We start from the raw sequence: 13,881 nt of genomic DNA, 5'->3' as shown, positions 1-13,881 counted from the left end.
GGGAGAGACGCCGCGACCGCGCGGCTGCCGCAGCGCTGCCGTTCGCGCCGGCTCTGCCGGTTGCGCGCGTTTCACCAGTTCTTCTCGCCTGCCCTTCATTAACCGACGTTGCCGATGACAGCCGCCCACGAGCCCTCTTCTCCGCCGTCCCTCGACGCCTCCCCCGGCCGCCCCGCCGCGCGCCTGATCCTCGCGCTGCTGCGCGAAAGCCGCGCCTCGCTCGCGCTCGCGCTCGCCGCCTGCGTGCTCAACGGCGTCGCGAGCGTGCTGCTCGTCGCGGCGTTGAACCGCGCGCTCGCGCAGCCGGGCGCGGCCGATGCGGCGCTCGCGTGGCGCTTCGCGCTGTGCGCGGTGATCGCGCTCGTCACGCGGATCGTGTCGGGCACGCTGTTCGCCCGGCTGTCGCAGGACACGATGGCGCGGCTGCGCGTGCATCTCGCGCGGCGCGTCGGCGCGGCCGAGCTGCGCGACATCGAGCGGATCGGCGCGGCGCCCGTGCAGTCGGTACTCACCGACGACGCGACCAACGTGTCGATGCTGTTCTTCGCGTTGCCGAACCTGGTGATGCACGGCTCGATCGTGTTCGGCTGCCTCGGCTATCTGGCGTGGCTGTCGTGGCCCGTGTGCGTGCTCGCGCTCGCCGCGATCGTCGCCGGCTCGCTCGGCTATCACACCGGCGATCGCCGCGCGATCGCGTCGCTCGAGGCGGCCGGCCGCGCGCAGGACCGGCTGTTCGGCCATCTCGGCTCGCTGTTCTCCGGCGCGAAGGAGCTGAAGCTGCACGACGCGCGCGCGCGCCAGTTCGTCGACGGCCAGCTCGGCACGGCGATCGGCGAGGTGCGCGACCATCGCCGTCGCGCGTTCAGCGCGTATGCGGTCGGCGTCGGCTGGATCATCTTCCTGTTCTACGTGTTCCTCGGCGCCGCCGCGTTCTGGCCGCAACTCGGCGTGCACGCCGACGCGTCCACGGCCGCCGGCTACGTCGTCGTGTTCCTGTTCATGCTGGTGCCGCTCGACGGGCTGTTGAACAACCTGCCGACCGTCAATGCCGCGCGCGTGTCGCTCGCGCGCATCGAAGCCGTGATGGCCGAATTCGGCGCGCTGCGCACGGTGCCGCCCGCCAGCGACGCGCCCGACGTGCCGCCGGCCGGCGCCGTCACGCTGCGCGGCGTCACGCACGCGTATTTCCACGAACGCGACGAGCGGATGTTCCGGATCGGCCCGATCGACCTGACGATCCGGCCCGGCGAGCTGGTGTTCATCGTCGGCGGCAACGGCAGCGGCAAGACCACGCTCGCGAAGGTGCTGACCGGCCTCTACGAACCCGAGGAAGGCACGATCGAGGTCGACGGCCGGCCGATCGGCTGGCGCGAGCGCGCCGCGTACCGGCAGCGCTTCAGCGCGGTGTTCAACGACTTCCATCTGTTCGACGCGCTGCTCGGCATCGTCGATCCGGACGACCCGGCGCGCGCGCAGGCCGATGCGCGCGCGAACGCGCTGATCGCGAAGCTCGCGCTCGATCACAAGGTGAAGGTCGTCGACGGCGCGTTCTCGAATCGCGCGCTGTCGACCGGGCAGCGCAAGCGGCTCGCGCTCGTCGTCGCGTATCTGGAGGACCGGCCGTTCTACCTGTTCGACGAATGGGCGGCCGACCAGGACCCGTCGTTCAAGGCCGTGTTCTACGAGCAATTGCTGCCCGAGCTGCGCGCGCGCGGCAAGGCCGTGATCGTCATCACGCACGACGACCGCTATTTCGATCTCGCCGACCGGCTGCTGAAGCTCGACAACGGGCAGATCGTCAGCGATACGGCGCCCGCGCGGGCGCGTGACGGGGAGAACGCGCTGAGTGCGTGATCGTCGGGGCACGCCGGCGTGCATCGCCGTGTTGGTCGCGGCGGCGGTCTCGATGATCGGTGGCAGGCGCGCAGCGATTGCGGCGATGGGCTTGCCTGTGCAGCGCGATCGCGGCGGCCGGCTGCTGCCGCGGGCAAGACGTGGCCGGATGCGCGTCGCGCTTGCTGTGTACTGGCGTTGGGTTCGATTCGCTGTTGGGCGCATGCGTGGCACGGGGAAATCGCGCAGGCTATGCCGTGCATGACGGAAGGCACTCTCCCCGAAACGCGAAACGTGCGGCCCGCTTACCGACCCACTCACGTGATCGCGCCGGGACGAACGCACAACGAACCCTCGCACACCATGCCCTTCTGAACCGCGCCACCCCGCTGTCCGACGTGAATTCCCGCCGCACGCGTCAGCGCACGGCCGGCAGTTTCAGCATCGTGTCGGTCATCACGTCGGCGAGCTTGAGCGCCGACATCGGGCCGCCGAAGCCCCATATGTTGCGTTCGACGAGCGCGATCCGGTGCTCGCGCAGCGCGGGCACGAACCGCCACACCGGCGAATCGAGCTTCGCCGCAAGCGGCACGTCCGGCCCGCTCGCGGTGACGAACAGCACGGCGAGATCGCGTTGTTTCAGCAGATCGGCGGACGTCACGTACAGCGTGCCCTCGCGCGTCGGCGTGTTCGGCCACGGCGCAAGCCCCATCGCACGCGCGAGGCCCGCCGACGTGCTGTTGCCCGTATAGGCCCAGTAACGGTCCGGCAGCCCGAGATCCTGCAGCAGCGCGATGCGCTCGCCACCGCGCCCGGCCGCGGCAACCCGCGCCGCGTTGCGGGCAATACCTGTGTCGAGTTGCGCTTCGACCGCTTGCGCGCGCGCGCCGCGGCCCGTGACCGCGCCGATCGTGCGGAAGATCTCGCGCATCCAGTCGAGTTGCGTGATCGGTAAACTGCGTGGCACGCCACGCTCCGACACGTTCGGGCTGAACTGGAACAGGATCGTCGGCGCGATCCGGTCGAGCGCGTCGAAGATCGGCGCATGCCGAAAGCCGACGCCGAGGATCAGATCGGGCTGCACGGCGGCGATCGCTTCGAGCCCGGGCTCCTGCCGCGAGCCGACGTCGGTCACGTGGGCGAGCCGGTCGCTGGCGTAGCCGAGCCAGCCCGGATAGAACGCCGTATCGGCCATGCCGACCGGCACGATGTCCAGCGCGATCGCGCTTTCCGCGAACATGAAGTCGAGCGCGACCACGCGCTGCGCGCGCAGCGGCATCGTCGCGCTCGCCTGCGACACGACCGGGTTGCCGGCGAGCGAGCGGCCGCCCTGCAAGGCCGTGGCCGTAGCCATACCCGCACCACGCCCGGCCGCGCGTGCATCGCTCGCGAGCGCATCGCGCGGCGCCGCGCACGCGGCGGCGGCGAGCGCGGCCAGCATCCCGAGCGAACGGCGGCGGCCGGCGTGCATCAGCGGCTCGGGTCCTGCTCGGCCAGCGCCGCGTCGTCCATCGTCAAGAGCAGCGGGCAGCTTGCACACAGTCGGGTCTCTCCAGGAATTTCATAGCGCAGACAGCACACGCGGCGCGCGCGAAACGGCGTCGGCAGCAGCGCCGAGCGCGGCACGGCGTCGCGCACGGGCATGCGCAGCGGATTCGGTTCGCCGTCCACGCACGACGCGCCGAACAGCCAGCACGCATCGCGCACGGGATCGGCGACGCACGGCAGCGTCCGGTACATGCCGAACAGATGATCGAGCAGGTTGCCCGCGTTGCTCCACAGCACGCGCGGCGTGACGCGCCCGATCTCGGCGAGCAGCTCGATCACCGCATGCAGATGCGCGAGCAGCCCGGCGTAACGCGGCGCGGGCGCGTCGCACGGCGCGCCGAGCGCATCGGGCGCGAAGTACAGCGCGCCCGGCATCCCGTCGTCGAGCGCGACGAAGGTGCGGCGCGGCGCCATGTCGAGCGGCCGGCCGAGCGTCAGCGCGGTGGCCACGGCCGCGGGCGCCGCGTGCCCGAAGTAGTACTTGCTCCATTGCGAGATCAGCGCACGCGCATGCCGCGCGGGGTCGCCGCCGTAGTGACGGACCATCGCGTCGAGCAGCGCGTCGCGATGATCGGCCAGCGCCTCGACCGGCACGACGACCCGGCCCGGTGCGTGCGTCTCGTGCGGGCGGCCGAGCCACACGACGTCGAGATGCGCGCCGAGCGCTTCGGGCGCGAACGCGGAAAACCGCGTGGCGCCGGTGTCGGCGGTGCAGCCGGGCGCCGCCGTCATCGCGCCGCGCGCCGCGCGCGGCGCCCCTCGACGATCAGCAGCCCGAGCAGATACGGCGCGCCGATCAGGGCGGTCAGCACGCCGGCCGGCACTTCGCGCGGCGCGACGAGCGTGCGCGCCGCGAGATCGGCCGCGCCGAGCAGCACGGCGCCGCAGGCGGCCGCGACGTACAGCCGCGTGCGATGCCGGCGCGCGCCGAGCATCGTCGCGACGTGCGGCGCCATCAGGCCGACGAAGCCGGCCGGTCCCACCGCCGCGACGGCCGCGCACGCGGCGAGCGTCGCGATGGTCAGCGCGAGCGGGCGCAGCGCGGCGACCGGCAGGCCGAGCGCGGCCGCCTGATCGTCGCCGAGCGCGAGCATGTCGAGCGGCCGCGCGAGCCACGCGAACACCGGCACCGCGAGCGCACACCACGGCAGCAGCATCGCGACCTCGCCCCAGCTGCGGCCGTAGGTGCCGCCGACCAGCCACACGACGAAGCGCGCGGGCTGCACGCTTTCCTGCGTGATCAGCCACTGCGCGAGCGTGGTCCACAGTGCGCCGATCGCGATGCCGGTCAGCGCGACCGCGAGCGGTGCATAGCGATGCCGATGATTCAGCGCGAGCGTGATCGCGAGCGACAGCGCCCCGCCCGTCAACGCCGCCGCGGCGAGCGTCAGCTGCCCGGCGAGCGGCCACGTCGACAACGCGAACAGCGTGACGAGCCCCGCGCCCTGCGTGACGCCGAGCACTTCGGGGCCGGCGAGCGGATTGCGCACGACGCTCTGCATCGCGACGCCGCTCGCGGCCAGCAGCGCGCCCGCGAACAGCGCGCACAGCAGGCGCGGCATGCGCAGGTCGATCAGCATGCGCGCGACCGGATCGTGGCCCGCGAGCGCGGCCCACCAGCGCGCGGGCGTCACCCATTCGGGGCCGGCCGACACGCCGGCGAACACGATCGCCACGACGACTGCGGCGGAAGCCGCGAACAGCGCGCCGCGCAGCGGCCAGCCGAGCCCCTCGAGCCGTTCCAGCCGGCCGACCAGCCGCGTCGCGCCGCCGCCGGCCGCGCGCTCGGGCTGCGCATGCAGCACACCCGACCACGCGGCGCCGCGCCGGATCATCGCGAGCATCAGCGGCGTGCCGACCAGCGCGATCGCGACGCCGGTTGACAGGGTCGCGTCGAGCCCGGCGGCGAGCACCGCGCTGTCGGTGCCGAGCACCAGCGCGCCGCCGGCGAGCGCCGACAGCGGCACGAGCACGCCGAGCCGTGCCGCCCGCGCGCCGCGCACCTGACGCAGCAGGTTCGGCGCGACGAGCCCGACGTACGACAGCGGGCCGGCGATGCTGACGGCCACGCTCGTGAACGCGACGGCGACGACCGTCGCGGCGAGCCGCGTCGCGTCGACGCGCACGCCGGCCGCGGCCGCCGCGTCGTCGCCGAGCGCGAGCGGGTTCAGCGGCCGGATCACGAACGGCAGTGCGACGAGCGGCGCGACGAGCCAGCGAACGGCCAACGCGAGGCCGCTCGCGCCCGGCTGATACAGGCTGCCGTTCGCCCACAGCGCGGCGCCGGCGATGTTCTGCTCGAAGAATGCGAGCACGAGCGTCGACAGCGCGGCGAACAGCAGCATGCAGACGCTGCCCGCGAGCACCAGCCGCAGCGGCGTCGCGCGCCAGCCGCCGGCCGCGGCGATCGCGCATGCGGCGGCGAGCAGCCCGCACGCGAACAGCAGCGGCACCGACGCGACGCCGGCCAGCGCCGGCACCAGCATCGCGGCGAGCAGGCCGAGCTGTGCGCCGCCCGTCACGCCGAGCAGATCGGGCGACGCGAGCGGATTGCGCGTGAGCGACTGGAACAGCGCGCCGGCGATGCCGAGGCTGCCGCCCGCGACGACGGCCGCCGCGACGCGCGGCAGGTTCAGCTCGAACAGGAACACGTGCGCGAGCAACGCGTCGTCGCTGCCGGGCGCCGCGCTCCACCATGCGCGCAGGTCGGGCGCGACGCGCAGCACCGCGAGCGCGCCGATCAGCGCGAGCAGCGCAAGCGCGAGCGCCGCGGCGCGGCCGCCGGACGCCGCGTCAGGCGCGCACGCACCGCGCCGCTTGCGTATCGCCAGCGTGGTCATGCGGCGAGGTCCGGATCGGCCGCGCGATCGAACGCGTGCGTCGCGCCGGAGACCGAAGGTCCGTACGCCGGCACGCACATCGGCGCGCCGGTTTGCGGATGCGCGAGCTTCAGCATGTCGACGCCGAATGCCGCGCGCAGCCGCTCGGGCTCCAGCATCGCATCCGGCGAGCCGTGCGCGACGACGCGGCCGGCGCGCATCAGCACGATGTCGTCGCTGTACGCGGCCGCCTGGTTCAGGTCGTGCAGCACCCAGACGATCGTCAGCCCGCGCGCGCGGTTCAGCGCGCGCAGCGCGTCGAGGATGTCGAGCTGGTGATGGATGTCGAGATAGGTCGTCGGCTCGTCGAGCAGCACGATCGGCGCCTGTTGCGCGAGCGCCATCGCGATCCACGCACGCTGCCGCTCGCCGCCCGACAACGCGCCGACGTCGCGCCCGGCGTCGCCCGCGAGGCCGCTCGTGTCGAGCGCCTCGTCGATCGCCGCGTGATCGGCGCGCGACAGGCCGCGCAGGAAGCCGCCGTACGCATAGCGCCCGTACGCGACCAGCTCGCGCACCGTCAGCCCCGACGGAATCTGGTTGAACTGCGCGAGCATCGTCAGCTCGCGCGCGAGCGCGCGGCGGCGAAACGACGCGAGCGGCCTGCCGTTCACGTCGACGTGGCCCGCACGCGCGGGCTGCAGGCCCGCGAGCGTGCGCAGCAGCGTGCTCTTGCCGCAGCCGTTCGGGCCGCACAGCGCGGTCACGCGGCCGGCCGCGATCGACAGGTCGAGCCCGTCGATCACGACCTGGTCGCGATAGCCCACCGTCAGTCCGCGCGCGGCGAGTGCGGCGGCACTACGCGTCATCGGTCCTCCGTGCGGCTGCCGGCGCGGCGCGGTAGCTCTGCGCCATCGCGACCACCACCTTGCGCGGCCCCTCGAACGGGTCGCGCGCATGCGCGCTCAGCATGTTGTCGAGCATCAGCACGTCGCCGGTGCGCCACGGGAACACGATGCGCTGGCGCTCGAGCACGCCGCGGATCTGCGCGAGCGCGTCGGCCTCGAGCGGCGCGCCGTCGCCGTAGTAGACGTTGCGCGGCACGTTGCCGAGGCCGACCGCATCGACGAGCGCGTCCTGCATGTCGTCGTCGAGCGCGGACAGGTGAAACAGGTTCGCCTGGTTGAACCACACGCGCTCGCCGGTGCGCGGATGGCGCGCGACGGCCTGGCAACGCTCGCGCGTGCGCAGCAGCAGTTCGCCGTCGTCGCCGGTGCGCCAGGCGCATTCGATTCCGCGCGCCGCGCACATGCGCTCGACCGCGGCCGGATCGTCGGTGCCGAACGACTGCTGCCACGGCAGGTCGAGCCCCTGGCCGAAGTTGCGCACGTACAGCAGCTCGCGCTGCTCGAAACGTGCGACCAGCGCCGGGTCGAGCGCGCGATACACGGCGCGGCTGTCAGCGATCGGCGTCGCACCGCCCTGCTGCGCCGCGAGCGCACAGTGAAACCAGATCCGCAACGGCCACTCGCGCGTGTACGACTGCTCGTTGTGCAGCGGGATCGCGCGGTGCGGCGGGTATTCGGTCGACGTGTACACCGCGCCTTCGACCTGGCTGCGCGGCGTCGACGCATATTCGTAACCGATCAGCGGATCGCCGAACGATGCCGCGAAGCGCTGGAACGCGTCGATCGACGGCACGCGAAAGCCCGTGAACAGCACACCGCCCGCCCGTTCGAGCGTGTCGGCCGCGATCGCATGCGCGAGCGGCGCGAGCGCGTCGATCGACATTCCGTCGGCGCTGCGCGGCGACACGACGGTGGGCAGTCCCGGCTCGATACGCAGATCGTCGAGCGTCGGCAACGAAAGCAGGGTCATGCAACGTCCTCTTCAGGTAGCGCGCCGCCAGCGGCGCGGCGCGTCACGACGCGCGGGAAGCGGGCTCGCCGTCCATCGCGCGGCGCAGGCTCGCCGGGCGCATGTCGGTCCACACGGCGTCGATGTGCGCGAGGCAGTCGGCCTTCGGGCCGCGCACGCCGACCTCGCGCCAGCCGGCCGGCACCGCCCGGAACGTCGGCCAGATCGAATACTGTTCTTCGTCGTTGATGACGACCGTGTAGACGAGGTCGTCGGTGTCCGCGGAAGGCGTCGTGGCTTGCGTCATGATCGAGAAAAACGGGAGACGGTTGAGGGATGCGAAGCGGCGGAATGTCGATTCAGCCGCTCCTGCATTGAAGACGTTTGGCCGGCGCGATTTTTTACCGGCGCCGCGCGCGGCCGCCGAGAAACACCGGGCATTCGACGCCGCGATGGCACGCATCGAGACATTCGGCGCAGTGCCGCTCGGCGTCGCGCACCATGAAGTGCACGAGCGTCTGCGACACGTTCAGCGCGCGCGCCGCGGTCTGCAGCGTCTCCTCGCGCAGCCGCACCATCTCGAACGCCGCGCGGCTGCGCGCGGGCAGATCGTCGAGCGCGGCGCACACGCGGCGCAGCGCGTCGCGCGTCATCAGCGCGGCCTCGGGCGTCGGCTCCGGCGACGGCACGTCGAAGCCGTCGTCCTCGTCCGTGTGATGGATGCTCTCGAAACTCTGCCGGCGCAGCGCGTCGATCGACGCATTGCGCACCATCCGCGTCACGTACGCGACCGGCTGGCGCACCGCGTCCTGGTTCGGAAACTCGACGAGCTTGACGAACACGTCGTGCACGACGTCCTCGGCGCGGCTCGCGCAGCCGACGAAGCCGCGCGCGACGTTCACCAGCATCGCGCGATGCGCCACCAGCACGTCGAGCAGCGCGCCGTGCGCGTGCGGCGCCCCGCGGCCCGCGCGCACGGCCGCGCGCGGCGCAAGATCGGGACAACTGCCGAGGAACGCATTCGCCGTTGCCGCCGCCGGCCGTTCGAGCACTTGCGCCATTGCCATCGATCCGCTCCATCAGTTTCGAGATGGGGCAATTTAACGTAAACGCAAATCATTCTCAATCCGATTAACGGAAAGACCTTCGATTTTGTCGGAATTTGTCTGATCAAAGTGCGGCGGGGGCCGGCCGGTGCTGCGTCGTGCCGCCGGCCGGCGGGCGGATCACGCGGCGGCGTGGGCGCCTTCGGCCGGCGTCCAGCCACCGCCGAGCGCGCGATACAGCGCGATCGCGTTCGTGAGGCGCAGCTCCTTGAGCCGGATCAGCGCCTGGCCCGACTCGTAGGTGCTGCGCTGCGCGTCGAGCAGCTCGAGGTAGGTCGCGACGCCGGCCGCATAGCGACGCTCGGCGAGTTTCAGCCGGGCGCCGTCGGCCGCGTAGACGTCCTGCTGCGCCGCGAGCTGGCGATCGATCCAGCCGCGTGCGGCGAACGCGTCGGCCACTTCGCGGAACGCCGTCTGCACGGTCTTCTCGTATTCGGCGACGGCGATGTACTTGCGCGCGTCGGCCACGTCGAGATTGGCGCGATTGCGCCCGCCCGCGAAGATCGGCAGCGTGATGCGCGGCGCAAACGACCAGACGCTGGTGCCCGCCGCGAACAGGCTCGAGAACGCGTCGCTGACCGAGCCGTAGTCGGTCGTCAGCGCAATGCGCGGGAAGAATGCCGCGCGCGCCGCGCCGATCTGCGCGTTCGCGGCCTGCAGACGCGACTCGGCCTGACGGACGTCGGGCCGCCGCTCGAGCAACGCGCTCGGCGCGCCGGGCGCGACCGGCGCGATGGTGAGCGCGTCGAGCGTCGCGCCGTCGGCCGGCGCCTCGCGCGCGAAATCGCCGGCGAGCAGCTGCAGCGCGCGCAGCGCTTGCGCATGCTCGCGCTGCAGCCCGGCCTGCGACGCACGCGCGGACGCCACCAGCATCTCGGCCGAGCGCAGCTCGATCGCATCGCTCGTGCCGGCCGCGTAGCGGCGCCGCGTGAGCGCGGCGATGCGTTCGCGCGCGTCGAGCGTGCGCTGCGCCAGCGCCAGTTGCTCCTGCAACGATCGTTGCGCGACATACGCGCCGGCGACTTCGGCGATCACGCCGATGCGCACCGTGCGCTGCGCATACGCCGTCGCGAAATAGTCGGCGAGTGCGGCATCCGACAGGCTGCGCACGCGGCCGAACAGGTCCAGCTCGTAGGCGCTGATGCCGACGCCCGCCCGATACAGCCCGCTCACCGCGCTCTGGCGCACCACCGGGTCGTACTGGCGGGTGCGGTCGTAGGCGAGGTTCGCATCGAGCGACGGCAGCTGGTCCGCGCGCTGCACGCCGTACAGCGAGCGCGCTTCGTCGAGCCGGCCGGCCGCGATCCGCAGGTCGCGATTGTTCGCGAGCGCAGCGTCGATCCACGCCTGCAGCGTGGGGTCGGTGAAGTAGGCGCGCCAGTCGTCGAGCAGCGCTGCATCGGCCGATGCCGACGCAGCGGGCTCGCCACCCTGCCCGCCGTCCGGCGCTGCGTAGCTGGCCGGCACGGGCGCGGCCGGCCGTTCGTAGTGCGGCGCGAGCGAGCAGCCCGCGAGTGCGAGCGCCGCGGCCAGCGCGAGCGGGACGCGGCCCGCCATGCGGCGATTGAGCGCGACCATCAATGCGAACCCTCCATCGTCGTCGGCTGCGACGCGCCGCGCCGGCGCGGGCCGACGTCGAACACGCGGCCGACCATCACGAAAAACAGCGGCACGAGAAACACCGCGAGCACCGTCGCCGTGATCACGCCGCCGAGCACGCCGGTGCCGATCGCCATCTGCGCGCCGGACGCCGCGCCCGACGCGAACGCGAGCGGCAGCACGCCGACGCCGAACGCGAGCGACGTCATCACGATCGGCCGCAGCCGCAGGCGGGCGGCCTCGCGCGCGGCGTCGATCAGCGGCATGCGCTGCGCGACCAGATCCTTCGCGACTTCGACGATCAGGATCGCGTTCTTCGCCGACAAGCCGATCGTCGCGATCAGCCCGACCTTGAAGTAGATGTCGTTCGGCATCGCGCGCAACGTGACGCCGAGCACCGCGCCGATCACGCCGAGCGGAACGACCAGCATCACCGCGAACGGAATCGACCAGCTCTCGTACAGCGCCGCGAGCGCGAGGAACACCACCAGCACCGACAGCGCGAACAGCATCGGCGCCTGCGCGCCCGACAGCCGCTCCTCGAACGACTGTCCCGACCACGCGTGGCCGATTCCCGCCGGCAGCGTCGCGGCAAGCCGCTCGAGCGCGGCCATCGCTTCGCCGCTGCTGTGTTTCGGCGCGGCCGAGCCGTTGATCGTGAACGACGGGAAGCCGTTGTAGCGCGTGAGCTGGGGCGGCCCGAGCGTCCAGTGCAGCGTCGTGAACGCCGCGAGCGGCACCATCTCGCCGCGCGCGTTGCGCACGCGCAGCTTCTTCACGTCGTCGGGATCGACGCGATGCTGGCCGTCGGCCTGCACGATCACGCGGCGCACCTGCGTGCCGTGCATGAAGTCGCCGATGTAGTCGGAGCCGAACATCACCGCGAGCGTCGTGTTGATCTCGTCCATCGACACGCCGAGCGCCGACGCCTTCGCGCGGTCGACGTCGAGCTTCAGTTGCGGCGCGTCCTGCATGCCGGCGAACATCACGTCGGTCAGCGCAGGGTCGCGGCCGGCCGCCGCGAGCAACTGTTCGCGCGCGGCGCTGAACGCCGCGTAGTCGAGCCCGCCGCGGTTCTGCAGGCGGAAGTCGAAGCCGCTCGTCGAACCGAGATCGGGCAAGGCCGGCGCGTTCATCGCGAACACCGTCGTGTTCGGCGTGCCCGCGAAGCGCGCGTTGATGCGCGCGACGATCGCCTGCACGTGATCGCGCGCGGCCTTGCGCGCGCGCCAGTCCTTCAGCGACACGAAGATCATCCCGCCGTTCGGCCCTTCGCCGTACAGGTTGAAGCCACCGAGCGCGAACGTGTACGCGGCCGGCTCCTCGCGGCGCAGGTACGCGTCGACCTCGCGCACGCTGCGCATCGTCTCGGCGAGCGGCGTGCCCTGCGGCCGGATCACCATCACCATGAAGTTGCCCTGATCCTCGTCGGGCAGGAACGCGCTCGGCAGTTGCGTGAGCATCAGCACCGCGGCCGCGGTCAGCGCGCCGTACACGACGAGCCAGCGCAGCGGCCTGGCGAGCATCGTGCCGACGCGCGTCGCATAGCGCTGCGTCGCGCGCGCGACGAAGCGGTTGAACGCGCCGAAGAAGCCGCGCTTGTCGTGATGGCCGCCGTCCACCGGCTTGAGCAGCGTCGCGCACAGCGCGGGCGTCAGCGACAGCGCGAGAAACGCCGAGAAGGCGATCGACACCGCGAGCGCGAGCGCGAACTGCCTGTAGATGTTGCCCACCGCGCCGCCGAAGAACGCCATCGGCACGAACACCGAGGTCAGCACCACCGTGATGCCGACGATCGCGCCGCTGATCTGCTGCATCGCCTTGACGGTCGCTTCGTACGGCTCGAGCCGCTCCTCGACCATCAGCCGCTCGACGTTCTCGACGACGACGATCGCATCGTCGACGAGGATGCCGATCGCGAGCACCATGCCGAACATCGTCAGCACGTTGATCGAGAAGCCGAGCGCCTGCATCACGCCGAACGTGCCCGCGAGCGCGACCGGCACGACGAGCGTCGGGATCAGCGTCGCGCGCAGGTTCTGCATGAACAGGAACATCACGAGGAACACCAGCACGCCGGCCTCGATCAGCGTCGTGACGACCTTGTTCATCGACACGCGCACGAACGACGACGTCTCGTACGGGATCTGGTACTTCACGCCCGGCGGGAAGTACGCGGACAGCTCGTCCATCGCCGCGCGCACGCGCCGCTCGGTCGCGACCGCGTTCGAGCCGGGCGCGAGCTTGATCCCCATGCCGGTCGCGACCTTGCCGTTCACGTACGACGGATAGTTGTAGTCGTTGCCGCCGAACTCGACGCGCGCGACGTCGCGCAGATAGAGCGCGGAGCCGTCCGGCTGCGTGCGCAGCGCGATCGCGCCGAAATCGGCCGGCGTCTTCAGCGGCGCGTCGGCGAACACCGTCGCGGCGATCGGCGCGCTGTCCGGCACCGCGCTGCGGCCGATGTCGCCGATCGTCACGCGCGCGTTGTGCGCACGCACGGCCGACGCGATGTCCGACGCGGTGACGCCATGTCCGGCCAGCTTGTCCGGGTCCGGCCAGATCCGCATCGCGTATTCGGCGCCCCAGAACTGCACGCGGCCGACGCCGTCGACGCGGCGCAGCGCCTGCACGACGTTCGCCGACGCGTATTCGCCGAGCTGCACGTCGGTCATGCGGCCGTCGTCCGACGTCAGCGACACGACCAGCTGGATGTTGTCCGCTGCCTTCTCGACCTGGATGCCGGCGCGCCGCACCGGTTCGGGCAGCCGCGCGTCGACCGTCTTCAGCCGGTTCTGCACTTCGACGGCCGCGAGATCGGCGTTCACGCCCTGCTTGAAGGTCAGATAGAGCGATGCGCTCCCGGCGCTGCTGCTCGCCGACGTGTACAACAGCCCCGGCGCGCCGTTCATCTCGCGCTCGATCAGCGCGGTCACCGATTCCTCGACGACCTGCGCGGACGCGCCCGGGTAAGACGCATAGATGCTGACGACGGGCGGCGCGATGTCGGGATACTGCGCGACCGGCAGCGCACGAATCGCGAAGCCGCCGCCGAGCAGGATGAACAGCGCGATCACCCATGCGAACACGGGGCGATCGATGAAGAAACGTGCCATGGT

At 71.9% G+C, this 13,881-nt stretch carries 10 protein-coding genes; 1 reads left to right on the top strand and 9 read right to left on the bottom strand.

Annotated elements, in window-relative coordinates; translation table 11 throughout:
* The first annotated feature begins 114 nt into the window (after positions 1-114).
* On the top strand, positions 115-1,854 hold the full coding sequence (locus C3Y15_RS05125) for a cyclic peptide export ABC transporter (RefSeq protein WP_059562714.1): 1,740 nt from the start codon (positions 115-117) through the stop codon (positions 1,852-1,854).
* A gap of 397 nt (positions 1,855-2,251) precedes the next feature.
* On the opposite strand, the gene C3Y15_RS05120 is transcribed toward C3Y15_RS05125, so the two are convergent.
* The 9 genes from C3Y15_RS05120 to C3Y15_RS05080 all read right to left on the bottom strand — a co-directional run bounded on the left by C3Y15_RS05120 (position 2,252) and on the right by C3Y15_RS05080 (position 13,878).
* Positions 2,252-3,307: an iron-siderophore ABC transporter substrate-binding protein gene (locus C3Y15_RS05120; protein WP_124259899.1), complete on the bottom strand. Its 1,056-nt coding sequence runs from the start codon at positions 3,305-3,307 to the stop codon at positions 2,252-2,254.
* Positions 3,304-4,113 carry a siderophore-iron reductase FhuF gene (gene fhuF, locus C3Y15_RS05115; protein WP_124259884.1) on the bottom strand — a complete coding sequence of 270 codons (810 nt, stop codon included), beginning with the start codon at positions 4,111-4,113 and terminating at the stop codon, positions 3,304-3,306. The genes C3Y15_RS05120 and fhuF overlap by 4 nt, the downstream gene beginning before the upstream one ends.
* A complete protein-coding gene (gene fhuB, locus C3Y15_RS05110) occupies positions 4,110-6,221 on the bottom strand; it encodes a Fe(3+)-hydroxamate ABC transporter permease FhuB (RefSeq protein ID WP_124259883.1) in 2,112 nt (703 codons plus the stop codon). Before fhuB ends, fhuF begins: the two co-directional genes overlap by 4 nt.
* On the bottom strand, positions 6,218-7,069 hold the full coding sequence (locus C3Y15_RS05105) for an ABC transporter ATP-binding protein (RefSeq protein WP_014723008.1): 852 nt from the start codon (positions 7,067-7,069) through the stop codon (positions 6,218-6,220). The genes fhuB and C3Y15_RS05105 overlap by 4 nt, the downstream gene beginning before the upstream one ends.
* Positions 7,059-8,078 carry a TauD/TfdA family dioxygenase gene (locus tag C3Y15_RS05100; RefSeq protein WP_124259882.1) on the bottom strand — a complete coding sequence of 340 codons (1,020 nt, stop codon included), beginning with the start codon at positions 8,076-8,078 and terminating at the stop codon, positions 7,059-7,061. Before C3Y15_RS05100 ends, C3Y15_RS05105 begins: the two co-directional genes overlap by 11 nt.
* 43 nt (positions 8,079-8,121) lie before the next feature.
* On the bottom strand, positions 8,122-8,364 hold the full coding sequence (locus C3Y15_RS05095; RefSeq protein WP_011884790.1) for an MbtH family NRPS accessory protein: 243 nt from the start codon (positions 8,362-8,364) through the stop codon (positions 8,122-8,124).
* A 94-nt stretch (positions 8,365-8,458) separates the two neighbouring features.
* The gene (locus C3Y15_RS05090; RefSeq protein ID WP_011884789.1) at positions 8,459-9,124 is read right to left on the bottom strand and encodes an RNA polymerase factor sigma-70; all 666 of its coding nucleotides are present in this window, start codon (positions 9,122-9,124) and stop codon (positions 8,459-8,461) included.
* A gap of 159 nt (positions 9,125-9,283) precedes the next feature.
* A complete protein-coding gene (locus C3Y15_RS05085; protein ID WP_124259881.1) occupies positions 9,284-10,741 on the bottom strand; it encodes an efflux transporter outer membrane subunit in 1,458 nt (485 codons plus the stop codon).
* Positions 10,741-13,878, bottom strand: coding sequence for a multidrug efflux RND transporter permease subunit (locus tag C3Y15_RS05080; protein ID WP_060092371.1), 3,138 nt, complete (start codon positions 13,876-13,878; stop codon positions 10,741-10,743). The genes C3Y15_RS05085 and C3Y15_RS05080 overlap by 1 nt, the downstream gene beginning before the upstream one ends.
* Positions 13,879-13,881: the final 3 nt, after the last annotated feature.

The organism is Burkholderia sp. B10 (genome assembly GCF_004368385.1).
In the GTDB taxonomy this organism is placed as follows: Bacteria; Pseudomonadota; Gammaproteobacteria; order Burkholderiales; family Burkholderiaceae; genus Burkholderia; species Burkholderia vietnamiensis.
This window is presented reverse-complemented; position numbering and strand designations above follow the sequence as displayed.